Here is a 25,392-nt window from a genome sequence, read left to right as displayed (position 1 = left end):
TTTATCCGATTGTCACGGAAATGAATCCCGCTTTCAAATAAATTAAAAAGTGCACAAAAAAGAGAAACGTATCAAAGTTTATTTTTTAGGAAAAAATGGTGTGTGTTTTGCTGGCAGTGACAATGATGGCGGGATGCGTCTTGAGGGGAAGCGGCAATGCGCAGAGGGGAAGCGGCAGCTCTGGGGCCGCGGGCAAAGAGGCGGAAGAGCCAATGCGCCTGCTGCCGGAAATGGCGAAAGAAGCCAGGCCATTATCTGCCAGGCAGTGGATGCCAAGCAGACAGAGCCGATTGTGAAGGCATGCAAGGAGGCGTGGGTGCCTCTTATTGCCTTTAACCGTGTGTTTGAAAACAGTGACGGCTTTGTGGTACGGCAGCTTAAAGGTCTTTGCCCTGGCTCTCTGCGAGGCCATGGAGCAGGGAAAACGGTACCTGCTTCGCACAGCGGCCTCCCTGGTAAAGGTAATGGGAGGAATCTCAATATGTGATATTTCCGGGAAATGTAGGGGAGGATGCCGCCCTTAGGGAGACAGTGGAGATATTGCTGGGGCGGTAAGCGAATAAGATGTATAGAATATAATGGAAAATGGGATGTACCGTATGTCTGTGGCTGCGGTACCAGCCCTTTTTTCGTCTGCCAGCGGACGCGGGTGTCTGCCTGCCGGATACGGGACTATTGACTTCCGGGGAAATCTGGTCTACTATTTAAATGGAATTTCAGATTAGACTTGAGATTAGGAGAGACTGGTTCATGAATAAGAAAGAAGCAAATGAAATCAAGAAATTGTTTACGCCTGCGGGCTGCGCCATCACCCGTATCTGCGGCTGCTATGTGGACTCGGAGAAAAATAAAAAGACGGAGCTTAAGGAGGCATTCCTCTCTCTTCAGGAAGAAGAGGCCTTTAAATATTTTACCATTTTCAGAAACGCCCTTTCCGGGACCGTCGGAAAGAACCTGATTAATATGGAGTTTCCTTTACATACGGAGGCAGAGGGCGGTACCCAGAATTTTCTCTTAAAGCTCAGGGACAGCCAGTTAAAGGATGACGCCATACTGGAGGAGTTCTATGACAAGGTCATCGCGGCCTATGACTATGGCGAAAATTATTATATCATCCTTATCCACTGTGCCTACGATATCCCGGCCAAGGCAACGGACGGCACTGAGATGTTTGACGCGTCGGATTATGTATACGAATTTATACAGTGCACCATCTGTCCCGTCAAGCTTTCTAAAGCCGGACTGTGCTACAACAGCCTTACAAATACCATTGAAAACCGCGACAGGGACTGGCTGGTGGAAGCGCCTGTCCAGGGCTTTCTGTTTCCTGCCTTTAACGACAGGAATACGGATATACACAGCCTTTTGTACTATGCCAAGAACCCGGAGGAGCTGCCGGATACCCTGATCGACGAGCTGTTGGGCTGCGTGATTCCCATGTCTGCCAAGAGCCAGAAGGAGACATTTCAGGCCATTGTGGAGGAGACACTGGGTGAAAACTGCGATTTTGAGACAGTGAAGAACATCCATGAGAACCTGAGCGAGCTGGTGGAGGAGACAAAGGACGAGCCGGTCCCGCTGACCCTGGACAAGTATCAGGTGAAGAAGCTGTTAGAGACCAACGGCGCCTCCCCTGAGAAGCTGGAGGAGTTTGAACAGAGATATGCAGAAGTGGAGGAGGGCCCCGGCACCAGCTTTGTGGCAGCCAATGTGGTCAACACCAGGAGCTTTGAAATCAAGACCCCGGACGTGAGCATTAAGGTATCCCCGGACAAGACATATCTGGTGGAGAACCGCATGATTGATGGACGGCCCTGTATTGTCATAGCCATCAATGAACATGTGGAGATCAATGGAATCACGGTACGTCCCGTAGCTGCGCCGAAAACGGATGACGGCGAAGATGAAAATGCCCAGGTGCCCTTTTAGAACGTGTCCGGATATATATGGACAGAGACAGGAAAAGCAGTGAAGAAGCAATGAAAAAGCAATGAAAAAGCCGTCCCGTATACCCAGTCATTGTATGGGGCGGCTTTTGGATGCTGCGGCCATCAGATGCGCTCTGCATTATCACGCATGAATTTGAATTCCGCCACGGAGCGGTCAAAGGTCTGGATGTGGTAGTACAGCCAGTCCCTGACTTTTTCGGAAACCTTTTCCACGAATGCGTCTGTGGGGCCTTCTTCCTCTGTCAGCATCTCGTGAAGCTCCTGGACAGTTCTTTTCAGTTCCTCGTGCTTTTCCTTATGTTCTTTGATACCTGGATAATTTATGGATTGCTGGAGGGCTTCCTCTTCATTAAAATGGTACTCGGTATAATCCGCAAGGAAGTTTAACATCCTGGCCGCGCCGCTCTGGTTGGAGCGCTCCTCGCAGCTCTTTAATAGATCGTTGATCTTGCTAATCAGTTCCCTGTGCTGGGTATCAATCATCTCATTTCCTGTTACCAGATCGTCTGTAAATTCTGCGTACATATTCCAATACCTCCTGAATGTTTGATATATATAATGAGTGTTCGATATATATAATTTATCACAGATAGTGAGAAAATACTATGACTTTTGCAACAAAAAGGACAAATTACTGAATTCGTAGGAGAATTTATTATAATTGAAACCAGTTCGGCTATATCTTCGACTCTCCGAATACACTTAATGTAGGGGTGGGTATACATGTAAGAAGTTGTCTGGACAAAAAAGTCAATAGTTGATATAATGACTATATACGCGTGGCAATCATAAGATAATGGGAGGATGAAGATACAGATGAGTCGGACAATTAGTGCAGGTTATGTATATCGTCAATATTCTACAGAAGGTGTTTATATTGCAGATTATAAAAGCTCCAGGGCCGCCCATGAGGCGACAGGGGTTTCCATTGGTTCCATCGCAAGAGCTGCCCACGGTGAACGCAGGACAGGCGGCGGTTATGTCTGGAGAAAGGTACTGGCAGATTCGCCGAAGGATAGTATTGAAATAGATTTAATCAGCAAAATAGGAAACCATGATAAGCGTCCGCTGGTCCAGAAGAATCTGGACGGGGAAATCGTTGGGGAATTCCTCTCCATTGCCCATGCCAGCCGGAGTCTTAAAATCAGCCGCAGAAGCCTGTCATGTGCCCTCAGCGGAGCTCAGAAGACAGCGGGAGGCTACATATGGGAAGAGAAGATGGAGGATGATATTCAGGTTCAGGAACAGTAGGGCATTAGACCGCGGTTTTTAATAGAAGAAATTGACACAGGAAACAGGATAAAAAGCAGTCCGGGTATTTGGGCTGTTTTTTGTTTTTGCCGGTATTGCTCCGGTATGTTCGGAAAGTCTGTAAATAAAAGAAAAAACCGCAGAAATTTGATTATATTTGCAAGATATTTCTGGAAATTTGCATGAGTTTATAGTACAATAATGAATAAGAGGAGTTGTATCCCTAAGACAGAGGCTCCTGGGATTGGGTACCATCCATGCGGACAGCAGCGACAAGACTATGAAGGTCTTTGACATCAGCAATATAAGAAACTGTGAGGATGTGAAGGAGCAGCTGTCCGGTCTGGTGGAGCAGGAAAGGGATAATAAGAGGGTATCATCCAGAGAGTTCATAGGAGGATACGGGGACGGTGAGAACGATGGATTTGACGAGCGGGACAGTCATTATTAGAGCGTAATCCATGTTATATTATTATTAAGAAAGGGGACTTTGTATGGGGAAAAAACGGAATATCATAGTGGGACAGTCGGGGGGACCTACCTCAGTCATTAATTCCAGCCTGGCAGGGGTCTATAAGACGGCGAAGGAGAGGGGATTCCACAAAGTATACGGCATGCTTCACGGCATTGAGGGACTGTTGGATGAGATGTATGTGGACCTGTCCACCCAGATCCATTCGGATATGGATATTGAGCTCCTAAAGAGGACTCCGTCTGCATTCTTAGGTTCCTGCCGGTATAAGCTGCCGGATATTCATGAGAACCCGGCATTTTATGAGAAGATATTTGCCATACTGGATAAGCTGGATATTGAGGTCTTTATCTATATCGGAGGCAATGACTCCATGGATACCATCAAGAAGCTGTCCGATTATGCCATTGTCAAGGGACATGGCCAGAAGTTCTTAGGCGTTCCAAAAACCATTGACAATGACCTGGCTCTCACGGACCATACGCCTGGTTTCGGAAGCGCGGCAAAGTACATAGCCACCTCCACCAAGGAGGTGATCCGGGATGCCATGGGCTTATCCTACCGCCGCAAGACCATCACCATCATGGAGTGCATGGGAAGGAACGCCGGATGGCTCACCGGCTCCACGGCCCTGGCTAAGACAGAGGACTGCTGCGGACCGGATTTGATTTATCTGCCTGAGATACCCTTTGACATCGAGAAATTCCTCAAGAAATGTAAGGAACTGATTCAGAAGAAGCCGTCCATTGTCATTGCGGTATCTGAGGGAATCAGGGTGCCGGACGGGCGGTATGTGTGCCAGCTGTCCGGGGGAAGCGATTATGTGGACGCCTTTGGACACAAGCAGCTGGCCGGGACAGCGGATTATCTGGCCGGTTTCCTGGCTGGTGAGCTGGGGTGCAAGACCAGGTCCGTGGAACTCTCCACCCTGCAGAGGAGCGCTTCCCATGTGGCCTCAAGGGTGGATATCAACGAGGCATTCATGGTAGGAGGCGCGGCCGTCAAGGCGGCGGATGAGGGAGATACGGGCAAGATGGTGGTCATTGACCGGGTTTCCGACGACCCCTATATGAGCGCGGCCGGCATATATGACGTGCACAAAATTGCCAATAATGAAAAGACGGTGCCCAGGAGCTGGGTCAACAAGGACGGAAGCTATGTGACCCAGGAATTTGTCAGTTATGTGGAGCCTTTAATCCAGGGAGATTACCAGCCATTTATGGTAAACGGCCTTCCGCAGCACCTTGTTCTTAAGCGGTAGGAAGCGGAGGGGGCCTATATTTTCTATGAAACAGTTAAAAATCACATAAAAAATACCTGCCACAACGGAAAAGAATCAGGGCGGTTCCCAGAAAAATGGGGAACCGCCCTTAAGTTTTGATAAAGGAAAAGCGTCCGAAAGGCAAATAATGGAATAATTGCACAACGAAAGCTTGTATTTTTTCATGTACAAGGCATGAAAGGAAATTTGACAATTGAATATAATAGTGATATATATATTTCAACCACTTTTAATTGGTATCTGTTGGACGGTTCCTTCCTGTAACCTGACAGGACAGGGATGTCTCAAAAAAGGAGTTTTGACTATGAAAGAAAAGAAAATCATGTTACCGACAATGGCTGAGGCAAAAAGGTTCGTTGATGAGGCTACAAAGTGTGACTTTGATATTGATGTATTCTATAACCGTGTAACCATTGATGCAAAGTCCATTCTTGGAGTGCTGAGCTTAGACCTGACCCGGATTCTAACCGTTCAGTTTAACGGCGAAAACCAGGGATTTGAGGAGTATCTGGAAACCGTTTCTCCTGAAGCCAATGCAAGCGCTGCCTGATGAGGCGCGGATTAAGAGGCGGATTGCGAACACCTGTTTGCAATCCGCCTCTTTTGTTTGCCCAGCATGGGCGTTTTCTAATGGGTGAAAGTCCCAAGTGCGCGTAGGCAACAACGAAGCACATAGCCGAACAGCAAGGGTGTCCGCCGTGAGACGGAATCTGAAAGAAGCTGTAAGCAAACCTCTGACCTGACGGACAGGAACCGCATATAAGGCTCGGAAATACGGATAAGGTGGCAAAAGGCACTGAAGTCCAAAAGGTTGCCGGAAGTACGAGTAAATGCGGCAGGTACATGGAGGAAAAGAACACGCACCTTAACTGGGGAGGTCTCACAGGCGGTCTCATTAGCCGTAGTAACAACGAATTGTGAGAAGTCAGCAGAAGCCATAGTAGTGAGGAAGTTCCTGTAATGGGGACGGAGCGAAGGGCTGAACAATCAATCAGTTGAAGTACGTTCCACTTCGTAGCCGGAGCATACGCCTGTCGATGACTTCAAAGGCGGCAAAGGCAAAAGGGGCAGAAAGGAAACAACGCATGGACACAAGCAGTCTCATGGAGCAGATATTAAGCAGGGATAATCTAAATGCGGCGTATCTGCAAGTCGTAAGGAATAAAGGAGCGGCAGGCGTGGACGGGATGACCGTTGAAGAACTTGGCGCATATCTTTCGGAAAACGGCGAAAACATTAAGGAACAGTTGCGGACGAGGAAGTATAAGCCGAAGCCAGTCCGCAGGGTGGAGATACCCAAACCCGATGGTGGTACAAGAAATCTTGGAGTGCCAACAGCAGTAGACCGCTTTGTACAGCAGGCGGTGGCACAGGTGCTTACCCCGATATTTGAGGAGCAGTTTCACGACCACAGCTATGGATTCAGACCCAAGCGGTGTGCACAGCAGGCAGTCCTTAAAGCATTGGAAATGATGAATGACGGACACAACTGGATAGTGGATATCGACCTAGCGAAATTCTTTGACACAGTAGACCATGACAAGCTGATGACGATTTTCGGACGGACAATAAAGGACGGAGATGTCATATCGGTGGTAAGAAAGATTCTGGTCAGCGGCGTAATGATTGATGATGAGTATGAAGATACGGTAGTCGGCACACCGCAGGGTGGAAATATCTCGCCGCTGTTAGCAAATATCATGTTAAATGAGCTGGACAAAGAACTGGAAGCAAGGAGGCTGGATTTCGTCCGGTATGCAGATGACCTTATTATAATGGTCGGGAGCAGACAGGCGGCAGAGCGGGTAATGAAGAGCGTGGCTCGGTTTATAGAGGAAAAGCTTGGACTGAAAGTGAACGCGGAAAAGAGCAGGGTTGATAAACCAAAGGGCATTAAGTATCTGGGGTTTGGATTTTACTATGACTCATTTGCCAAAGGGTACAAAGCCAGACCACACCCGAAAGCGGCAGCAAAGTTCAAGGCGCAGATGAAGAAATATACAAGCAGGAGCTGGGGAGTGGGCAATGGTTATAAAATTGGGAAACTCAACCGGCTTATCCGAGGGTGGATAAATTATTTCAAAATCGGAAGCATGAAAAGGCTGTGCGCAAAAATGGACGGACAGATTCGGTATCGACTGCGCATGTGCATATGGAAACACTGGAAAACGCCAAAGAACAGGGAAAAGAATCTTATCAAACTTGGTCTGCCGCCAAATGCGGCACATGGCATTTCATATGCCAAAGGATATGCCAGAGTGTGCAGAAGCTGGAATCTCCACATTTGTATCAGTAAAGAGAGACTAGCTAAGTTTGGTCTTGTATCCATGGAAGACTACTACGCCGAAAAGGCTGTTACATGTTAAGTTGATTGAACCGCCGTATACCGAACGGTACGTACGGTGGTGTGAGAGGTCGGAAGGCGAAATAATCGCCTTCCTCCTACTCGATTATGTTATGATACCCTATATTATATATGGAATGGACAGGGGAGGAAGAAAGAGTTGGGGAATCATTCACAGCCTCAGATACGCATTTCGGTGCGGAATCTGGTGGAGTTTGTAATGAGAAGCGGGGATCTGGACAACCGGAGGACGGCAGGGGCCAAGAAGGAGGCCATGCAGGCCGGCAGCAGGCTGCACCGGAAGATTCAGAAACGTATGGGAGCCTCCTACCGTTCCGAGGTGATGCTGCGGTATCAGGTGCAGGAGGACATGTTCGATATCCTGGTGGAGGGAAGGGCGGACGGAATCATCACCGAGCCTGCCGGAGTTACCATTGATGAGATTAAGTGTATCTATATGGATGTATCCAGGCTGGAAGAACCGGAACCGGTCCATTTGGCCCAGGCCCTGTGCTACGGCTGGTTTTACAGCATCCAAAATGAACTGGATTCCGTCGGCATCCAGATTACCTACTGTAATATAGAGACAGAGGAAATCCGTCGTTTTAAGGAGGTCAGAAGCTTTGAGGAGCTGAAATCATGGTTTGAGGGGCTGATTCATGAGTATGTCAAATGGGCCAGATACCTGTATCACCACGGGATACGCCGCCAGGAGTGCTTAAAGGAGCTGCCCTTTCCTTATCCCTACAGGGAAGGACAGAAGGAGCTGGCTGGGAATGTGTACCGATCCATTGCCAGAAAGCGCAACCTGTTCATCCAGGCGCCTACCGGAGTGGGGAAAACCCTGTCCACCATCTACCCCAGTCTGAAGGCCATGGGTGAGGGCCATGGCGAGAAGCTGTTTTACCTGACCGCCAAGACCATTACCAGGAGCGTGGCGGAGGAAGCATTCTCCATTTTAAGGCGGGAGGGACATCTCTATTTTAATACAGTTACCATCACAGCCAAGGAAAAGCTCTGCGTCATGGAAAAGCCGGACTGCAATCCCCAGGCATGTCCCAGGGCCAAGGGCCATTACGACCGGGTCAATGACGCTGTCTATGAAATCATCCAGGAGGTGGACGGCATCACCAGGGACAAGGTGCTGGAATATGCCCAGAGATATCAGATATGTCCCTTTGAATTCTGTCTGGATATCAGCAACTGGGTGGACGGCATCATATGCGATTACAATTATGTATTTGACCCCAATGTAAGACTGAAACGGTATTTTGACCAGGGGGAGCCGGGCCAGGGCTACCTGTTTCTGGTGGATGAGGCCCATAACCTGGTGCCCAGGGCCAGGGAGATGTACAGCGCCAGCCTCATAAAGGAGGATGTGCTACTGACAAAACGTATTTTAAAGACACAGACCGGATCGGGAAAGGTCATTGCCCAGCTGGATAAGTGCAACCAGAGGTTCCTGGAATTAAAGCGTTCCTACGGCGTGGATGAGGGCGGGCGCAGGACTGTTCTGGGAAGCACCTACGAGCTGCTGCCGGATGTGAATGCCCTGGCCCTGAATCTGATGACCATGTTCGGGGAACTGGAAACCTTTATGAATGAGAATATAGAGTTTCCGGACAGGGAACTGGTGCTGGAGTTCTACTTTGCGGTCCGGGATTTCCTGTATGTGTATGACAGGCTGGACGAACATTACAGGATATATGACCAGATTCTCACGGACGGCAGCTTTATGGTAAAGCTTCTGTGCATCAACCCGGCCGCGAATCTGAAGGAATGCCTGGACAAGGGCGTCAGCACCCTGTTTTTCTCAGCCACCCTTCTTCCCATCCAGTACTATAAGGAACTTTTAAGCGGTAACCAGGAGGAATACGCTGTCTACGCAAAGTCACCCTTTCCCCAGGAAAACCGCATGGTGCTGGCTGCCAGTGATGTCAGCAGCCGCTACAGCCGCAGGGGGCCTTCCGAGTATGAGAAGATTGTGGACTATATATGCCGGGTCGTGGAAGGAAAAAAGGGGAATTATATGGTATTCTGTCCCTCTTACCAGTATCTCCACGCCATAGAGGATATTCTGGCTGCCAGGGAGGCGTCAGGGGCCCTTTCTTTTATCTGGAATGCCCAGACAAACCATATGACGGAGGAGGACAGGGAGGCGTTGCTGCAAAGCTTTGAGGAGGAACGGGATTGTTCCATGGCAGCGCTGTGCGTCATGGGAGGGATTTTTTCAGAGGGAATCGACTTAAAAGAAGAGCGCCTTATCGGCGCTGTGATCATTGGAACCGGACTGCCCCAGGTGAACACGGAGCAGGAGATTCTAAAGGAATATTTCGATGAGCAAGGGGAACATGGCTTTGACTATGCGTACCAGTATCCGGGAATGAACAAGGTGATGCAGGCAGCCGGGCGGGTTATCAGGACCATCCGCGACAGGGGAATCATCGCTCTGTTAGACGACCGGTTCCTTCGCCCGGAATACGTGGCCCTGTTTCCGAGGGAATGGGGGACCTACACCGTGGTCAACCGCTACAACGTGGACCAGGCCGTGAGGGCGTTTTGGGACGGAACAAAATAGCGGTCTTTTAAACGTCCGCTTCCTATAACATATCCATGAACTGTCTGGCTGCCTGGGATACGGGAAGGCTTTCATTGTATGCCACCATCATCTGGCGGGAGGGAAGCTGTTCCTTCAAATCCAGGATAAACAGCTCCTCATCATTTTGGGGGATACAGAAATCAGGGACAAAGGCGATTCCAAGGCCGATGCGGGCCAGGTCGATGAGCAGGTCGTTGCTGGACAATTCGATTTCCGGCACCAGGTCCAGCTGGCTTTTCTGGAATACCTGATGAAGAAACTCGCTGGTGGTGCTCTTGCGGTCCAGCATCATGATGGGATAACGCAGCAGCTCCTCCAGGGACATTCTGGAACCCTCCAGGGGAAAGGCGCTGCGGCTGGCCACGAACACATCGTGGAATTCATTGATAACTCTGGTATTCATGCTGCCGGCCAGGGCGGAATTGGGATAGTTTGCAACGATAAAGTCGGCCTGTCCGTTTTCCAGGAACTTTGCACATTCAATGGAAGTCTGGTTGATGACCTTGATATGGATGTTTGGGAATTCCTTGTGGAAACGGTTCAGATAGGGGACCAGATAGTAGCGGCAGATGGTGTCGCTGGCTCCGATGCGCAGCTGTCCGCCGTTTAGGGTATGGGCCTCCAGCAGCTGGTTTTCTCCTTTTTTAATGAGATTCATGGCAGGTTCAATATGTTTTAAGAGAATCTCCCCTTCCGGGGTGAGCTGTACTTTCTTGGTGCTCCGGATAAACAGGGGCTGGTTAAGCTTTTTCTCCAGGACTTTAATGGACTGGCTTACGGCAGACTGGGAGATAAAGAGCTGCTTGGAAGCCTCGGAAAAGCTCAGCGTTACCGCCACATGATAAAATACCTTATAAAGTTCATAGTTAATATCCATTATTAAGTCCTCCTTATAAACTAAGCATATCTTATCACGATTGCCGGGGCTTTGTAAAGAGGGAAACTTGACTTATGGTTTGCTTTGGATTATCCTATTAAGGATTATGAATGGAACATGAAATTCTGGAAAATTGAAAGGATAGAGACAAGATGGAACACGATTTTTTTGATATGTATCTGGAAGAGATGGGAGACATTACACCGCTTGACAGGGATGAAATGAATTCCGTCCTTGAGGGAACAGCCAGGGGCGACGCAGGGGCCCGCAGCCGCCTGGTGGAGGGGTGCCTGAGGGAGGTGCTTGAGATGGTACGGGAATACGGGGACAGCGAGCTGCCCTTATCCGATTTGGTCCAGGAGGCCAATACGGCCCTGATGCTGGCCGCCATAGAGTACGATGGCAGCGAACCCTGGAATGAACTCATGACCCGCCGCGTGAAGGAAAGTGTGGAACTGGCCCTGGAGGAGCAGAGGACAGAGAACCAGATTGAGGAGACCATGGCAGCCAGGGTCAATGTGCTCCAGACCGTGTCCCAGGTTCTGGCGAAGGAGTTAGGCAGGGAGGCGACCCTGGAGGAGCTTTCCGCTAAAATGAAGATGACTGAGGATGAGGTGAAGGACATCATGAAGCTGGCCCTGGATGCCCTGACCGTCAATGGGGAAGGCCAGGCAGCGGCTTCGGGCCGGGATGAGGAAGAACGCCCCAATCCTGTGAGGAATGGCTGGAATCTGGAGGAAGGCCTGTAGGGCGCAGGACGCAGGAGGTAAAAACAGATGAAACTCTATATCATACGCCATGGACAGACTGACTGGAACGTAGAGGGAAAGATACAGGGCAGGCAGGATATCCCCTTAAACGCAGCCGGCCGCAGCCAGGCTGAGATGCTGGCAAAGGGAATGGAAAAACGTCCGGTGACCGCCATATACTCCAGCCCCCAGATACGGGCCATGGAGACGGCAGAGACCCTTGCCAGGGCCCAGGGGATGGCGGTTATACCCGTGCCGGAACTGGCGGAGATCGGATACGGCGACTGGGAGGGAAGGACTGCATCGGATATATTGGCAAAGGAACGAAAGCTGTACGAAGAATGGTGGCAGCATCCGGCCACAGTGGCGCCTCCGGGCGGGGAGACGCTGAACCAGGTGGATGTCAGGTGTAAAAAAGCATGGGAGCGGATAAAGGGGGAGATGAAAGGGGACACGGCTGTGGTGGCCCACGGGGGAACGCTGGCCCATTTTATTGTCCATCTCCTGGAAGGACAGCCGGACGCGGCGGAAATCCTGGTGGGAAATGCCAGCATCACCACCATAGAATATGACCCGGTTACCGGACAGTGCAGTCTGGAGGGGTTAAATGACTGCAGCCATTTAATGTGAAAATATTGACATAATTTTTAGAGGAACACTTTCCGAAACACTTGCGTTCCATGGGGGAATATATTAAAATAAGAGCAGCTATGTAAGCGCTTACAATCTTAAAAGGAGGTATTTCTATGACAGAGGTAAGAGGTAATGTAATCGTAGGGCAGTCCGGGGGCCCCACCGCGGTGATTAATTCCAGCCTGGCCGGCGTGTTTAAAACAGCCAAGGACAGGGGAGCTAAGAAGGTATACGGCATGCTCCATGGCATACAGGGACTTCTGCAGGAGCGGTATGTGGATTTGGAGGAGCATATCAAGTCAGATCTGGATATTGAGCTTTTGAAGAGAACTCCCTCCGCGTATCTGGGTTCCTGCCGCTTCAAGCTGCCGGAGATATGTGACGACCGGGATATATATGATAAGATATTCTCCATCCTGGACAAGCTGGAGGTTGAGTATTTCTTCTATATCGGCGGCAACGATTCCATGGATACCATCAAGAAGCTTTCTGACTATTCCCTGCTAAACGGCAGTAAGATTCGCTTCATGGGCGTACCTAAGACCATTGACAATGACCTGGCGGCAACGGACCATACCCCCGGATACGGCAGCGCGGCCAAATATATCGGCGCCATCACAAAGGAGGTCATCCGGGACGGCCTGGTATATGACCAGCAGAACGTGACCATCCTGGAAATCATGGGACGGAACGCCGGATGGCTGACAGGGGCAGCTGCCCTGGCAAAGGGAGAGGACTGTGAGGGGCCGGACATGCTGTTTCTTCCGGAGGTGACCTTTGACGTGGATTCCTTCATGAAGAAGGTGGAGGAGCTCCATAAGAAGAAAGCATCGGTGGTGGCGGCCGTATCCGAGGGAGTGAAGCTGGCGGACGGCCGGTATGTGTGCGAGCTGACAGACGGCATTGAGTTCGTGGACGCCTTCGGGCATAAGCAGCTCACCGGCACGGCCAGATTTCTGGCAGAGAAAATCAACCGGGAAGTGGGATGCAAGACAAGGGCCATTGAGTTTAATTCCCTTCAGCGCTGCGCCTCCCATATCGTGTCAAGGGTGGATATTACGGAAGCCTTCCAGGTAGGAGGAGCTGCCGTGAAGGAGGCCTTTGAGGGCGAGACAGGTAAGATGATCATTCTTAAGAGGGTGTCCGACGACCCTTACGTCTGCGTAACGGATATTTACGATGTACATAAGGTGGCCAATGTGGAGAAAAAGGTTCCCAGAGAGTGGATCAATGAGGCGGGGGATTATGTGACCGAGGAATTCGTGAACTATATCCGGCCCCTGATTCAGGCGGAACTGACACCGATTATGACGGATGGGCTGCCCCGGCATTTGTATTATACGGATGTGGAGAAGAAGTAAAGATTCAGGCTTTTGACACAATTAATACCTTACTGTGATGGTAAATTTTACATTCCCTTCTTATACTTAATTTGTCGGCAAGTGAATCGGACAAATTAAATGCAGGAAGGGATTTAGGTTGAAAGAAAAAATCAAAAAAAATCGTAACTTAACAAGAGCACCAGTAAACTGCCGCCCCAAAGGATCCTATGGAATAAAGGGTATCAGGCCATAGCAGGAGGAGTAATCATATAGCCTCGTTTCTCTAAACGTTTGATGGCATTTCTGTCATACTGTTCCTGAAATTTCCGGTACATTTCTTCAGGAATAGCGGAATAATCCGTATCGGCAGGATTAAATACCTCCTGCTTTTGGAACATGTGGTAAATGCAAGTCAACACCATGCGTGCAATGGCAATGATTGCCCGTTTATGACCACGACGTTTTTTTATACGGTCATATTTGTATCTGAAGTAAGGGTTTTTACTCTTGATGGCAGCATTTGCACACTGAACCAGCAGAGGCTTTAAGTACACCCCGGCTCTTGAAACATGGACGCTCTTCTTTTTACCGGCACTTTCGTTATTTTCAGGAGCCAGCCCAGCCCAGGAGCACAAACGTTTTGAGGATTTGAATACCGCCATATCCACCCCGATTTCAGCAATGATAAAGGTGGCAGACTGCTCTGTAATTCCAGGAATTGTAGTAGCCAATTCGATAAATTTATGGTAAGGTTTAGCCAGGTCGGAAATCGTTTCTTCGAGAGTGGAGACGCACTCATTGATTTCATCGAAATGCTTTCTGCAGACCTTAATCTTAACGGATTGGTCACGGCGCAGTTCATAACCGATTATGGAGGTTACAACATCATCTGCCTTGTCCTTTGCTTTTTTAAGAAGCAGGGATTTACAGTATTCGGGGTCAAATACCTCACAGGTCAGGATATAGTCAACGATGGCGGTCGCTGATTTTCCAAAGGTATCTGAGAGGACGGATGCAAGGGCAATGTTGGAAACCGTAAGAGCATTCTGTAACCGGTTTTTCTCACTGCTGCGGTGGCCAATCAGTTTCTGCCGGTATCGGAACAATTCCCGAAGCATGCGAATTTCCTTACAGGGGATATAACTGGAAGGAACAATATCAAATTTAAACAGATCCGCAATCCAGGCGGAGTCTTTGTCATCGGTTTTCTGTCCTTTGATAGCCCTGACATACTTGGGGTTAGCAACGACAACGTGACAGGAATCCTCCAGGATATTAAAAATTGGAATCCAGTATTTACCAGTGGATTCGAGGCAGATCTCAGTGCAATTGAAAGAAAGAAGCCATTTTTTCAAAGAATTAAGATCGGAATTGAAGGTGGCGAACCGCTTTTTAACATAAGAAGTAACGCCCCTGTAGTCTGTCAGAGCAATGGTAGCGACAACAAATTTCTTGTGAACGTCCATGCCACAGCAGACAAAGTGTTTGATAGATAACATAAAACAGCCCTCCTAAGTAAAATAGACAGACATTGACTGGCTGTCCAGCAAAGAAAGACCTAAGGAATTGCTTTGACAATGATTAGGTTACGAGCTCAAGGCGTCACTGGTTTGTGCTTGAGAAGACAGCCGACACATGTTTTTATGCGGACTTGATCCCAAATGGAGGAACCGATTCTACTTCCTCCTCCGTGCTCTGTAGTGTATCTGTCTGAGGAGAGTTTAACATCAAAAATAAAATAGTGGAAGCACAAACTTGCTATTTCATAACTGTTTTGTGCCTAAGCGAAGCGAAAGGAATGAGAGTTTTTATGAAAAAGAAAAAAGTGATTTCATGTATCTTGGCTGCAGTCCTGGCAGCAGGCGGACAGCAGGTGTGGGCAGCCACCACCCATTACAATGACTCCAGCGCAACCGGCGGCTCTGCGGAGTGGAATGCCTATGTGGAGGGGTGGAACAGTCTGGCAAATGATTATACCCATGTATCTATAACACCGGGTGCAGCGGATTCCCAGCTGAACTTTGCGTGGTACACCGAGGGCGCTGCCGCCACGCCGGTGGTTTACTTTGGAACTGACGCCGGAAACCTGAAGCCTTTTACCGGAAGCTCAGGCAGCGTGGATACAGAGCTGACAGGGGGTAAGGCATATTCCTTTAGTTATGTGACGGTTACCGGCCTGGAGGAGAATACCACCTACTATTATTCTGTAAATAAAAACGGGGTGATTACCCAGCCTGAGATGTACAGGACCGGAAGCTTTGAAAATGTAAACATCCTCTATGTAGGGGATCCTCAGATTGGCGCCTCCAAGGGACAGCCCCAGGGAGAAGGGAAGCTGGCAGCGGATTCGGGAGCAGCCAACACGGCGGCCCGCAATGACGGATTTGCCTGGGACCGCACCCTGGACATTGCCATTGCGCAGCACCCTGATTTGAATTTCGTTATTTCCGCAGGGGATCAGGTGAACAAGACAGGAAAACCAAAAGAGGAGGAGTACGCAGCCTATCTCTCTGCCAGTGCTCTTAAAAACCTGTCTGTGGCAACCACCATCGGCAACCACGATTCCCTGAATCCGGATTATGCCTACCATTTTAACAATCCCAACCCAACGAGACTGGGAGCTACCCAGGCAGGAGGAGATTACTACTATACCTATGGTTCCGGCCTCTTTATCGTATTAAATACCAATAATTACAATGTAGCTGAACATGAGCAGAGCATTAAAAAGGCGGTTGAGAATTTCCCGGATGCAGTGTGGCGCGTGGTAACAATTCATCAGGACATTTACGGCTCCGGTCTGGACCATTCCGACACAGACGGTATGATTCTGCGCACACAGCTTACGCCTGTGTTTGACAGGTATGACATTGATGTTGTGCTTCAGGGGCATGACCATACATACAGCCGTTCCAAGATTCTGTATGGTGACGGACAGACCCACAATGCCTATGAATTCAGGTTAAACGGGGCCGGGGACGATTATGACTGGGACAATGCTTACAACACGGGAAGCGGAGAAAAGATTCCTTTATATCCCGGAGCAGAGGATGCTGCCGGAACAGCTGCCCTGGAACAGTTTACAGGCGACAATCACTGTTACACGATCGAGAGCTCAGGCGGGAACTCTGTAACCAATCCCAAAGGAACTCTTTACATGACAGCCAACTCAGCCTCAGGCTCCAAGTACTATGAGCTCATCAGTTCCCAGCAGGATTATATAGCCAACAGAAGCCAGAACTGGCTGCCCAGCTATTCTGTTATCAATATGACTCCAAGTGATTTTAAGATTACCACCTATCAGATTACGGACGATGGAAAGGTAGAGACAATCGACAACACATTTACAATCCATAAGACGGTATCAGGAAGATAGGAAAAAAGAATGGTACAGCTTAAAAAACAGTATGTGAGATATATCATTGCAGCCGTAATCCTGGCGGCTGCGGTGCTCTGGGTATTCCGTTTGAACAGTATCACCAGGACACAGCTTATTAACCGCACCGGCCAGAGTTTTGAGACCGGTGTGGTTGTCCGCATATTACAGGACAATATACAGGAGGACGGAATGCGCATTGGCCAGCAGACGGTTGTGGTGCGCATGACGAGCGGTGAGAAAAAGGGAGAGGAGCTGACCACTACCAGCAGTGCGGGTTATCTGTTTGGAGCCGCGTGTACTGTGGGTATGAGGGTAGTGGTGATGCAGAGCATAGCCGGCGATTCTGTGATTACCAGTGTCTATTCCATGGACCGCAAGGAAGTGATAATAGGATTTGCCGTGCTGTATCTGGGGACTCTCTGTGTCATAGGAGGAAAAAAAGGAATCAGGGGCGCCCTGGGGCTGGTGTTTACATTTGTGGCGATTATCTATGTGTACCTGCCTCTCGTATATCAGGGACACTCGCCTTTTATGTCGGCAGTCTTTATATGTGCGGTAACAGCGGCGGTCACTCTGTACCTGATAGGAGGGGCTGGGAAAAAGACGGTGTGCGCCACGGCCGGGACTTTGGCGGGCGTTGTGATAGCAGGGGTGGCTGCCGCCATATTTTCCAGACTTTCCGGCATTACGGGATGGAATGTGTCGGATATTGAGAGCCTGCTTACCCTGTGGCAGACCAATAATATTCAGGTGGGAGGACTGTTGTTTTCCGGTCTTCTCATCAGCTCTCTGGGCGCGGTGATGGATGTGGCCATGTCCATTTCCAGCTCCATGCAGGAGCTCTGCAGCCAGAATCCGGAGATATCCCGCCTGGAGCTTATGAGAGCAGGAATGCGGGTGGGCCGCGATATGATGGGAACAGATTCCAATACCCTGATACTTGCGTTTGCGGGAACCAGTCTGTCCATGCTGGTGCTGGACTACGCCTATGAGCTTCCCTATCTCCAGATCATAAACTCCAATAACATAGGGATTGCGGTGATGCAGGGGCTGTCCGGCAGCTTTGGCGTGGTTTTGACCGTGCCGGCCACGGTACTGATGGCTGCATACATTTATAAAGGTGAAAATGGATAATGAAAAGCGGACTCCGAAGAGTCCGCTGCCTGTTGTTAGTGGTAAAGCTTCTTATGCTCATATACCGGCTCAGAGGTGAGCTGCACACCCAGCTTGCTGAATACCTTAATATCTACGTCGGACAACATGACGGAGGTGTGGACCTGGCAGCCCCGAAGTTTAGGAAGCTGTGCCAGGGCTTTTTTTGCGGTTTCATCGGTGGCTGCGCTCATGCTCAGGGCGATAAGTACCTCGTCGGTGTGGAGACGGGGGTTTTTGCTGCCCATGTATTTGGTCTTTAAGGTCTGGATGGGCTCGATGGCCGACGGCGCAATGAGGTGTACATTGTGCGGGATGTCTCCCAGGACCTTGATAGCGTTTAACAGGAGAGCGGCAGAGGCTCCTAACAGGCTGCTGGTCTTGCCTGTGACGATGGTGCCGTCATCTAATTCCATGGCCGCGGCAGGGCCGCCGGATACCTTGGCCCGCTCCAGACAGGGAGCGATGACAGGGCGCATGGTGGAGTCGATTTTTGCCTTGTTCATCAGAAGGTTGATTTTGTAGACTTCGTCGGAAGTCCCTTCTTCTTTTGCCAGACGGTTGAGGGCATGGTAGTAGCGTCGGATGATTTCCTGCTTCGATGCCCCGCAGCAGGCTTCGTCGTCCATGATGCAGAATCCGGCCATGTTTACACCCATGTCCGTGGGAGACTTGTAGGGGCTTTCTCCGTATATGCCTTCAAAGATGGCGTTTAATACAGGGAAAATGTCTACATCCCGATTGTAGTTCACCGTGGTTACGCCGTAGGCTTCCAGGTGGTAGGGGTCTATCATATTCACATCGTTTAAATCAGCGGTGGCCGCCTCGTAGGCCAGGTTTACCGGATGCTTTAAAGGAAGGTTCCAGATGGGGAAGGTCTCGAATTTGGCGTATCCGGCCTTGATGCCGCGCTTGTTCTCGTGGTAGAGCTGGGAGAGACAGGTGGCCATCTTGCCGCTGCCCGGGCCGGGAGCCGTGATGATTACCAGGGGACGGGTCGTCTCGATGTAATCGTTCTTGCCGTAGCCTTCGTCGCTGACAATGAGAGGCACATTGCTGGGATAGCCTTCGATGCAGTAATGGCGGTACACCTTGATATTGCGGTGCTCCAGCTTGACCTTGAACTGGTCGGCGCCGCTCTGGCCGCTGTACTGGGTGATGACAACGCTTCCCACATAGAGACCCTTGTCCCTGAATTCCTGAATCAGACGGAGGACATCCTCGTCGTAGGTGATGCCCAGGTCATGGCGGACCTTGTTCTTTTCGATGTCAGCCGCATTGATGGCAATGAGGATTTCGGCCTGGTCAGCCATTTGAAGGAGCATACGAAGCTTGCTGTCCGGCGCAAAGCCGGGCAGGACTCTGGAGGCATGGTAGTCGTCAAAAAGCTTGCCTCCGAATTCCAGATACAGCTTATCTCCGAATTCCCCAATACGCTGTTTGATGTGCTCTGACTGCATGGTTAGATACTTTTCATTATCAAATCCGATTTTCATTTCTTCTGTAATCTCCCGGTTTTTTATAATCACATACTTTTTTAGTATAGCACAACTTTCTGGCCTCCGCTACAAGGAGTTTTGAAGGGATTGTTGAAATATTTATAAGTACTGCATATAACGATGATTAAATATATTAATTTTACTAATTTATTATGTTTGTGTTATGATAGGAGCAGATAAAAGGACAAAGGTTCTTTTTGCGTTGTGTTCTAATAAAAAGGTCATGATGAGAGCAGGAGGTTGCTAAATGAGCGTAAGACGAATATTTGTGGAGAAGAAGCCAGCTTATGCAGTAAAGGCAGGGGAGCTTCGTGAAGAACTGGAACATTATCTGGGCATCAGCAATGTGAAGAATGTGCGGGTTTTAATCCGCTATGATATTGAGAACCTGTCAGAGGAAACCTATCGGAAGGCGCTGGTGACTATTTTCTCAGAGCCGCCGGTGGACCTGGTTTACGAGGAAGAATTTACCAGGAATCCGGGAGACCTGGTATTTTCCGTGGAATACCTGCCGGGACAGTTTGACCAGAGGGCGGATTCGGCAGAGCAGTGCGTGAAGCTTCTTAAGGAGGATGAGGAGCCGGTTATCCGGTCCGCCACCACCTATGTGGTCACCGCGCCCTTGACAGCAGAACAGGAGGAGGCGATCAAGAGCTTCTGCATCAATCCGGTGGACAGCCGTCAGGCGGACGAGGAGAAGCCGGAGACACTGGTGACGGAATTCGAGGCTCCGGCGGACATACTGTATTTTGACGGATTCGCGGATTCTTCAGAGGAGGAGTTAAAGGCTCTTTACGGCACCCTGAACCTGGCCATGACCTTTAAGGATTTCCTCCACATACAGAACTATTATAAGAAGGAAGAGCGCAGGGATCCGTCTGTGACGGAAATCCGTGTGCTGGATACCTATTGGTCAGACCACTGCCGCCATACCACCTTTTCCACAGAGCTTAAGAATGTAAACTTCACGGACGGCGATTACAGGGAGCCCATGGAGGAGACCTATAAGCAGTATCTGGCTGACCGGGAAGTGATTTATAAGGGAAGGGACGATAAGTACGTGTGCCTCATGGACCTGGCTCTTATGGCTATGAAGAAGCTGAGAAGCGAGGGTAAGCTGGCGGATATGGAAGTTTCCGATGAAATCAACGCCTGCAGCATCGTGGTGCCTGTAGAGATTGACGGGGTGACAGAAGAGTGGCTGGTGAATTTCAAGAATGAGACCCACAACCATCCCACAGAGATTGAGCCTTTCGGCGGCGCCGCCACCTGTCTGGGCGGAGCCATCCGCGACCCGCTGTCAGGGCGTACCTATGTGTACCAGGCCATGCGCGTCACCGGCGCGGCTGACCCCACCAGGCCCCTTGGGGAGACGCTTAAGGGCAAGCTGCCCCAGAGAAAGATAGTAAACAGCGCGGCACAGGGATACTCCTCCTACGGCAACCAGATCGGTCTGGCAACCGGCTATGTGAAGGAAATCTATCATCCCGGTTATGTTGCAAAGAGAATGGAAATCGGTGCTGTCATGGGCGCTGCTCCCAGGAAGGATGTTATCCGCGAGACCTCTGATCCGGGAGATATCATCATCCTTTTGGGCGGGCGTACGGGCCGGGACGGAATCGGCGGAGCCACCGGTTCATCCAAGGTTCATACCACTTCCTCCATTGAGGTGTGCGGAGCCGAGGTGCAGAAGGGAAACGCGCCCACAGAGCGCAAGATTCAGAGAATGTTCCGCAGGCCTGAGGTCAGCAGAATCATCAAGAAGTGCAATGATTTCGGCGCAGGCGGCGTATCGGTAGCCATCGGAGAGCTGGCCGCGGGCCTTAAGATTGATTTGGACAAGGTTCCCAAGAAATATGCGGGCCTGGACGGCACGGAGATTGCCATTTCCGAGTCCCAGGAGCGTATGGCAGTGGTGGTGGATCCAAAGGATGTGGACCAGTTCCTTGCATATGCCGCAGAGGAAAACCTGGAGGCAGTGACCGTGGCAGTGGTCACAGAGGAGCCCAGGCTTAAGATGGACTGGCGCGGCAAGACCATTGTGGACCTGAGCAGGGCCTTCCTGGACACCAACGGGGCGCATCAGGAGGCGGACGTGACCCTGGAGGTTCCTAACCGGGCGGGAAACCTCTTTGATAAGGCTGATGTGGCTGACGTCAGGGGAAAATGGCTGGGCATGCTTTCCGACCTGAACGTGTGCTCACAGAAGGGGCTGGTGGAGCGTTTTGACGGATCCATCGGTGCAGGTTCCGTGTTCATGCCTTACGGCGGCAGATACCAGCTGACCGAGACCCAGGCCATGGTGGCAAAGCTTCCCGTGCTGAAAGGCCATACCGATACCGTTACCATGATGAGCTACGGCTTTGATCCCAGGCTTTCCAGCTGGAGCCCGTACCACGGCGCGGTGTATGCAGTGGTTTCCTCCGTTGCAAAGATTGTGGCGGCCGGCGGCGATTACAGCGGGATTCGCTTCACCTTCCAGGAGTATTTCCGCAGGATGAACGAAAATCCATCCAGGTGGAGCCAGCCCTTCTCCGCCCTTCTGGGCGCCTACAGTGCGCAGCTGGGCTTTGGCCTGCCCTCCATCGGCGGAAAGGACAGCATGTCCGGAACCTTTGACACGGAGAACGGTGAAATCAATGTTCCGCCCACCCTGGTTTCCTTTGCCGTGGATGTGAACAGTTATAAGAATGTGATTACCCCTGAGTTCAAGCGTCCGGGCAGCAAGATTGCCTTGTTCCGGATTGCGAAGAACCAGTATGACCTGCCGGACTACAGCCAGGTTATGGACGGGTATGGAAAGATATTTGAGGACATAAAGGCAGGGCGCATTATATCCGCCTATGCCGTGGAGGGCAATGGCCTTGCGGAGGCAGTGAGCAAGATGGCATTCGGCAACAAGCTGGGTGTGAAGATTGAACACAATGTGGATCCAAGGGATTTCTTTGCTGCTGCATGGGGCGATATCGTATGCGAGGTGCCGGAGGTCATGGTGGGACAGCTGTCCATATCCTATACCGTTATCGGTGAAGTGACTGACAGGGGTGCATTTGAGTACGGCAATGTGTCCATTACCATGGATGAGGCATTAGACGCGTGGATGACTCCTCTGGAGGATGTGTTCCCAACTGCCGCCGGCAGGGAGGCAAAGGGGGAAGAGGCTGCGCTGGAAGAAAAGCTGTATCACAGCGGCGCGGTGTATGTGTGCGACCATAAAATCGGGCAGCCGACCGTATTTATTCCGGTATTCCCGGGAACCAACTGCGAGTATGACAGCGCCAGGGCCTTTGAGCGGGCAGGCGCCAAAGTGGTTACCAGGGTGCTGCGCAACATGAGCGCCGAGGATATCCGCCAGTCCGTGGAGGAATACAAAAAGGAGATTGCAAAGGCCCAGATCGTTATGTTCCCGGGCGGTTTCTCAGCAGGCGATGAGCCGGAGGGCTCTGCCAAGTTCTTTGCCACTGTGTTCCGCAATGCGGTGATGAAGGAGGAGATCGAGAAGCTCTTAGGAGAGAGAGACGGACTGATGCTGGGCATCTGCAACGGCTTCCAGGCCCTGATTAAGCTGGGCCTTCTGCCGGAGGGTGAAATCAAGGAGCAGGGGCCGGAATCCCCCACCCTTGCCATGAACACCATTGGCCGCCATGTCTCCAAGATGGTATATACCAAGGTGGTATCGGATAAATCCCCATGGCTGGCCGGCGCCGGACTGGGCAGTGTATACTGCAATCCTGCATCCCACGGCGAGGGTCGTTTTGTGGCCAATGAATCATGGCTGCACAGACTTTTTGCCAACGGACAGGTGGCAACCCAGTATGTGGATGACCAGGGCAGATGCACCATGGATGAGTACTGGAATCCCAATGGATCCTATATGGCCATAGAGGGCATCACCAGCCCGGACGGACGGATTCTGGGCAAGATGGCCCATTCCGAGCGCCGGGGCGAGGCGGTAGCCATGAATATTTATGGGGAGCAGGATATGAAGATATTTGAGTCGGGTGTGAGGTATTTTGAGGTGTAGATGTAACGCGGACGCGCGTGGGGAGCCGCGTCCGTAAGAGTCGGGGACGCAGTCCGGGAGGTGGCAGTTTCCGCAGCGGGAAATCATCAAATTAGTTGATTGAGCGATGCCCTCGCTTTATCTACACAAAAATCCGGAGGGAATCTCTTGGCTATAAGATTCTTTCCGGATTTTTGGCATACTCATCTTCAAGCTTTTCCGGGTCGTCCATTTCAATCTTCCGCAAGGCTGGGAGCGCCGCGAGGAACCGACTGCGCCAGGTGGCAACATTATTATAATGAAGCCCGGCCTGTGGCGCAATATTCTGGTTGAGTTCTCCCTGTGACGCAGGCAGGACAATGCTGGCTCTTTTGACCAGTCCTGACGGAAGGGAGCGGCTTTTTGAAAAAGCAGATAATATGTTTTTCATGGCATCAGATAAAACCGGGATAGTATCAATTGTTTTCCTTCGCATAATAACCCATCCATTCTTTAGTGATAGAATTATTATGCACCGACTACTACTATAATACATTGAAAAATGGTCTAATAGCACTGGACACACTTTTCCGAAAAGGGAGTTGTTTTTCTGTGGCTGATGGAGCCGTATACTGGTTCCTTTAATATGATCATAACAAAACTGGGATTTGGAAAATACCCATTCCTCTCCAGCCTGACCACAGCCATGATCTCTCTTGTTCTGGTTCTGGTATGGAAAAGCGATGAGTATTATGTACTTCTTGTAATGGCGGATCTTCAGACTGTACCGGTCAGCATTTATGAAGCTAAAGAGCCGATTCTTCAAAATTCAGAAAGTATTCCAAATTACCGGACATGACAATCTCCAGTTTGGAGTAATATTTTTTCTGAGAGATTGGTTTACCATAGCACATATATTCAAACAGCAGACTGCAGGCCAGATAAGATTGCGCCTGCAGGTCCTGAAAGATGACGGCATTGATCGTGCGGTCTTTCAAATAGGGTACAATTGCCGGGAAAAGATCCATGCCCACCAATGTTATATCGGTTCGGTTTTCACGATGAAGGACACGGGAAATCGTGTCCAGACGGTAGGTAAGATCATAAATGGCAGTAGGCTGCTCTTCTATGAGAATCCGCGTCAAATGTTCATCGACCATGCAGGAATCTTTCAGATGTCTGACGATCGGAAGAATCCGGACAGATGGGAAAAAATGATTCATCTGATCCAGAAATCCACATAGGTTATTCTGAGTAACCGTCATATTGGAACTGGATTCTTCTGCAACAAGGATCTGGACACTTCCATTTACAGGCTGCATCTTTCCCAGAACTTCAGCAGCTAACTGGCCAGCCTTATAGGCGTCGACACCGATGAATGGATAAAAGGGAATATCAGGAACATCTTTGCTGAGCAGAATCACGGTGCAACCTGCCTCTGCCAGTTTTATCAGAGCAGTATGCATCTGTGCAGGATCTGCTGCAGAAATGACAAAATGCCGGATGCCGGATTGAAATGCTTTTTTCAGATCCAGAAGCTGCTGTTTGGGCTGATGGATTGGAGCTGTATAATGATGGACTTCCAGTCCGTGATCTCCGTATTCCTGAATGGCCTGCCGGATCCCCTGCTCGATCACGGGGGCAAAATAGGCAGCATCCGGAGATTCAAAGTCAATAAAACCTATAATGTAGTTTTTATTCAATGCAAGATTTCTTGCATTGTTATTCGGTACATAATCATAACGCTTCAGTGCATCCAGAACAGTCTGTCTGGTTTGTTCACTGACGGTTCCTTTCTGATTCAGAACCTTGTAAATTGTAGTTCTTGATATGTGGATCTCTTTTGCGATATCTTCTAGAGTCAGTCTGGAATGTGTTTTTTTCATGGTAGTTCTTCCTCTAAAT

General features: G+C 50.1%; 21 protein-coding genes. 15 read left to right on the top strand and 6 right to left on the bottom strand.

Annotated features, from left to right (window positions below; all coding sequences use genetic code 11):
• The first annotated feature begins 98 nt into the window (after positions 1-98).
• The 3 genes from LA360_RS06225 (at position 99) to LA360_RS06215 (ending at position 1,929) form a co-directional block, all read left to right on the top strand.
• Positions 99-296, top strand: a complete 198-nt coding sequence (locus LA360_RS06225) for a KH domain-containing protein (RefSeq protein ID WP_225537731.1) — start codon at positions 99-101, stop codon at positions 294-296.
• Positions 297-338: 42 nt separating this feature from the next.
• Positions 339-524 carry a hypothetical protein gene (locus LA360_RS06220; RefSeq protein ID WP_166433714.1) on the top strand — a complete coding sequence of 62 codons (186 nt, stop codon included), beginning with the start codon at positions 339-341 and terminating at the stop codon, positions 522-524.
• A gap of 226 nt (positions 525-750) precedes the next feature.
• Positions 751-1,929, top strand: a complete 1,179-nt coding sequence (locus LA360_RS06215; RefSeq protein WP_022201293.1) for a DUF4317 domain-containing protein — start codon at positions 751-753, stop codon at positions 1,927-1,929.
• A 122-nt stretch (positions 1,930-2,051) separates the two neighbouring features.
• Here LA360_RS06215 and LA360_RS06210 read toward each other — a convergent pair whose 3' ends face one another.
• Positions 2,052-2,474, bottom strand: a complete 423-nt coding sequence (locus LA360_RS06210) for a bacteriohemerythrin (RefSeq protein WP_002583762.1) — start codon at positions 2,472-2,474, stop codon at positions 2,052-2,054.
• A 291-nt stretch (positions 2,475-2,765) separates the two neighbouring features.
• On the opposite strand from LA360_RS06210, the gene LA360_RS06205 reads away from it, so the two are divergent.
• The 6 genes from LA360_RS06205 to LA360_RS06180 all read left to right on the top strand — a co-directional run bounded on the left by LA360_RS06205 (position 2,766) and on the right by LA360_RS06180 (position 9,876).
• The gene (locus LA360_RS06205) at positions 2,766-3,200 is read left to right on the top strand and encodes an NUMOD1 domain-containing DNA-binding protein (protein WP_022201292.1); all 435 of its coding nucleotides are present in this window, start codon (positions 2,766-2,768) and stop codon (positions 3,198-3,200) included.
• 244 nt (positions 3,201-3,444) lie between these two features.
• Complete coding sequence (locus LA360_RS06200) at positions 3,445-3,651, top strand: hypothetical protein (protein WP_022201291.1); 207 nt, start codon at positions 3,445-3,447, stop codon at positions 3,649-3,651.
• A gap of 43 nt (positions 3,652-3,694) precedes the next feature.
• Positions 3,695-4,933 (top strand): 6-phosphofructokinase, encoded by a 1,239-nt coding sequence (locus LA360_RS06195; protein WP_002583759.1) that lies wholly within the window; start codon positions 3,695-3,697, stop codon positions 4,931-4,933.
• A 325-nt stretch (positions 4,934-5,258) separates the two neighbouring features.
• The gene (locus tag LA360_RS06190; protein ID WP_022201290.1) at positions 5,259-5,504 is read left to right on the top strand and encodes an HPr family phosphocarrier protein; all 246 of its coding nucleotides are present in this window, start codon (positions 5,259-5,261) and stop codon (positions 5,502-5,504) included.
• A 535-nt stretch (positions 5,505-6,039) separates the two neighbouring features.
• A complete protein-coding gene (ltrA, locus tag LA360_RS06185) occupies positions 6,040-7,320 on the top strand; it encodes a group II intron reverse transcriptase/maturase (protein ID WP_002578445.1) in 1,281 nt (426 codons plus the stop codon).
• A gap of 138 nt (positions 7,321-7,458) precedes the next feature.
• The gene (locus LA360_RS06180; RefSeq protein ID WP_112482790.1) at positions 7,459-9,876 is read left to right on the top strand and encodes an ATP-dependent DNA helicase; all 2,418 of its coding nucleotides are present in this window, start codon (positions 7,459-7,461) and stop codon (positions 9,874-9,876) included.
• A gap of 22 nt (positions 9,877-9,898) precedes the next feature.
• Here the strand turns inward: LA360_RS06180 and LA360_RS06175 are convergent, their stop codons facing one another.
• Entirely contained in the window at positions 9,899-10,774 is an 876-nt protein-coding gene (locus LA360_RS06175) for a LysR family transcriptional regulator (protein ID WP_002583756.1), read from the bottom strand.
• A gap of 152 nt (positions 10,775-10,926) precedes the next feature.
• On the opposite strand from LA360_RS06175, the gene LA360_RS06170 reads away from it, so the two are divergent.
• From LA360_RS06170 to LA360_RS06160, 3 genes are all read left to right on the top strand, one after another.
• Positions 10,927-11,523, top strand: coding sequence for a sigma-70 domain-containing protein (locus LA360_RS06170; protein WP_022201288.1), 597 nt, complete (start codon positions 10,927-10,929; stop codon positions 11,521-11,523).
• 27 nt (positions 11,524-11,550) lie between these two features.
• Positions 11,551-12,153: a histidine phosphatase family protein gene (locus LA360_RS06165; protein ID WP_022201287.1), complete on the top strand. Its 603-nt coding sequence runs from the start codon at positions 11,551-11,553 to the stop codon at positions 12,151-12,153.
• A 116-nt stretch (positions 12,154-12,269) separates the two neighbouring features.
• Complete coding sequence (locus tag LA360_RS06160) at positions 12,270-13,517, top strand: 6-phosphofructokinase (RefSeq protein ID WP_022201286.1); 1,248 nt, start codon at positions 12,270-12,272, stop codon at positions 13,515-13,517.
• A 203-nt stretch (positions 13,518-13,720) separates the two neighbouring features.
• Here LA360_RS06160 and LA360_RS06155 read toward each other — a convergent pair whose 3' ends face one another.
• Positions 13,721-14,977: an IS110 family RNA-guided transposase gene (locus LA360_RS06155; protein ID WP_057572861.1), complete on the bottom strand. Its 1,257-nt coding sequence runs from the start codon at positions 14,975-14,977 to the stop codon at positions 13,721-13,723.
• 311 nt (positions 14,978-15,288) lie between these two features.
• Here LA360_RS06155 and LA360_RS06150 point away from each other — a divergent pair, with 311 nt between their 5' ends.
• Positions 15,289-16,851, top strand: a complete 1,563-nt coding sequence (locus tag LA360_RS06150) for a purple acid phosphatase family protein (protein ID WP_112482788.1) — start codon at positions 15,289-15,291, stop codon at positions 16,849-16,851.
• Between the two features lie 9 nt (positions 16,852-16,860).
• Positions 16,861-17,988 carry a YibE/F family protein gene (locus tag LA360_RS06145; protein WP_022201284.1) on the top strand — a complete coding sequence of 376 codons (1,128 nt, stop codon included), beginning with the start codon at positions 16,861-16,863 and terminating at the stop codon, positions 17,986-17,988.
• A gap of 35 nt (positions 17,989-18,023) precedes the next feature.
• Here LA360_RS06145 and LA360_RS06140 read toward each other — a convergent pair whose 3' ends face one another.
• Positions 18,024-19,502 (bottom strand): DUF1846 domain-containing protein, encoded by a 1,479-nt coding sequence (locus LA360_RS06140; RefSeq protein WP_022201283.1) that lies wholly within the window; start codon positions 19,500-19,502, stop codon positions 18,024-18,026.
• A gap of 250 nt (positions 19,503-19,752) precedes the next feature.
• Here LA360_RS06140 and LA360_RS06135 point away from each other — a divergent pair, with 250 nt between their 5' ends.
• Positions 19,753-23,529: a phosphoribosylformylglycinamidine synthase gene (locus LA360_RS06135; protein ID WP_112482786.1), complete on the top strand. Its 3,777-nt coding sequence runs from the start codon at positions 19,753-19,755 to the stop codon at positions 23,527-23,529.
• 151 nt (positions 23,530-23,680) lie between these two features.
• Here LA360_RS06135 and LA360_RS06130 read toward each other — a convergent pair whose 3' ends face one another.
• Entirely contained in the window at positions 23,681-23,983 is a 303-nt protein-coding gene (locus LA360_RS06130) for a hypothetical protein (protein ID WP_225537341.1), read from the bottom strand.
• Positions 23,984-24,293: 310 nt separating this feature from the next.
• On the bottom strand, positions 24,294-25,373 hold the full coding sequence (locus tag LA360_RS06125; RefSeq protein WP_022202908.1) for a LacI family DNA-binding transcriptional regulator: 1,080 nt from the start codon (positions 25,371-25,373) through the stop codon (positions 24,294-24,296).
• Positions 25,374-25,392 lie beyond the last annotated feature (19 nt).

Source organism: Enterocloster clostridioformis, from assembly GCF_020297485.1.
GTDB lineage: Bacteria > Bacillota > Clostridia > Lachnospirales > Lachnospiraceae > Enterocloster > Enterocloster clostridioformis.
Note: the sequence above shows the minus strand (reverse complement) of the source record. Positions and strands in the feature narration are given on the sequence as shown.

What these genes read in the sequence shown, in the direction of transcription:
- LA360_RS06135 (WP_112482786.1), top strand. Translation starts at nt 19,753, where the DNA reads ATGAGCGTAAGACGAATATTTGTGGAGAAGAAGCCAGCTTATGCAGTA.
- LA360_RS06195 (WP_002583759.1), top strand. Translation starts at nt 3,695, where the DNA reads ATGGGGAAAAAACGGAATATCATAGTGGGACAGTCGGGGGGACCTACC.
- LA360_RS06130 (WP_225537341.1), bottom strand. Translation starts at nt 23,983, where the DNA reads ATGCGAAGGAAAACAATTGATACTATCCCGGTTTTATCTGATGCCATG.
- LA360_RS06215 (WP_022201293.1), top strand. Translation starts at nt 751, where the DNA reads ATGAATAAGAAAGAAGCAAATGAAATCAAGAAATTGTTTACGCCTGCG.
- LA360_RS06140 (WP_022201283.1), bottom strand. Translation starts at nt 19,502, where the DNA reads ATGAAAATCGGATTTGATAATGAAAAGTATCTAACCATGCAGTCAGAG.
- LA360_RS06205 (WP_022201292.1), top strand. Translation starts at nt 2,766, where the DNA reads ATGAGTCGGACAATTAGTGCAGGTTATGTATATCGTCAATATTCTACA.
- LA360_RS06165 (WP_022201287.1), top strand. Translation starts at nt 11,551, where the DNA reads ATGAAACTCTATATCATACGCCATGGACAGACTGACTGGAACGTAGAG.
- LA360_RS06210 (WP_002583762.1), bottom strand. Translation starts at nt 2,474, where the DNA reads ATGTACGCAGAATTTACAGACGATCTGGTAACAGGAAATGAGATGATT.
- LA360_RS06150 (WP_112482788.1), top strand. Translation starts at nt 15,289, where the DNA reads ATGAAAAAGAAAAAAGTGATTTCATGTATCTTGGCTGCAGTCCTGGCA.
- LA360_RS06160 (WP_022201286.1), top strand. Translation starts at nt 12,270, where the DNA reads ATGACAGAGGTAAGAGGTAATGTAATCGTAGGGCAGTCCGGGGGCCCC.
- LA360_RS06175 (WP_002583756.1), bottom strand. Translation starts at nt 10,774, where the DNA reads ATGGATATTAACTATGAACTTTATAAGGTATTTTATCATGTGGCGGTA.
- LA360_RS06190 (WP_022201290.1), top strand. Translation starts at nt 5,259, where the DNA reads ATGAAAGAAAAGAAAATCATGTTACCGACAATGGCTGAGGCAAAAAGG.
- LA360_RS06155 (WP_057572861.1), bottom strand. Translation starts at nt 14,977, where the DNA reads ATGTTATCTATCAAACACTTTGTCTGCTGTGGCATGGACGTTCACAAG.
- ltrA (WP_002578445.1), top strand. Translation starts at nt 6,040, where the DNA reads ATGGACACAAGCAGTCTCATGGAGCAGATATTAAGCAGGGATAATCTA.
- LA360_RS06125 (WP_022202908.1), bottom strand. Translation starts at nt 25,373, where the DNA reads ATGAAAAAAACACATTCCAGACTGACTCTAGAAGATATCGCAAAAGAG.
- LA360_RS06170 (WP_022201288.1), top strand. Translation starts at nt 10,927, where the DNA reads ATGGAACACGATTTTTTTGATATGTATCTGGAAGAGATGGGAGACATT.
- LA360_RS06145 (WP_022201284.1), top strand. Translation starts at nt 16,861, where the DNA reads ATGGTACAGCTTAAAAAACAGTATGTGAGATATATCATTGCAGCCGTA.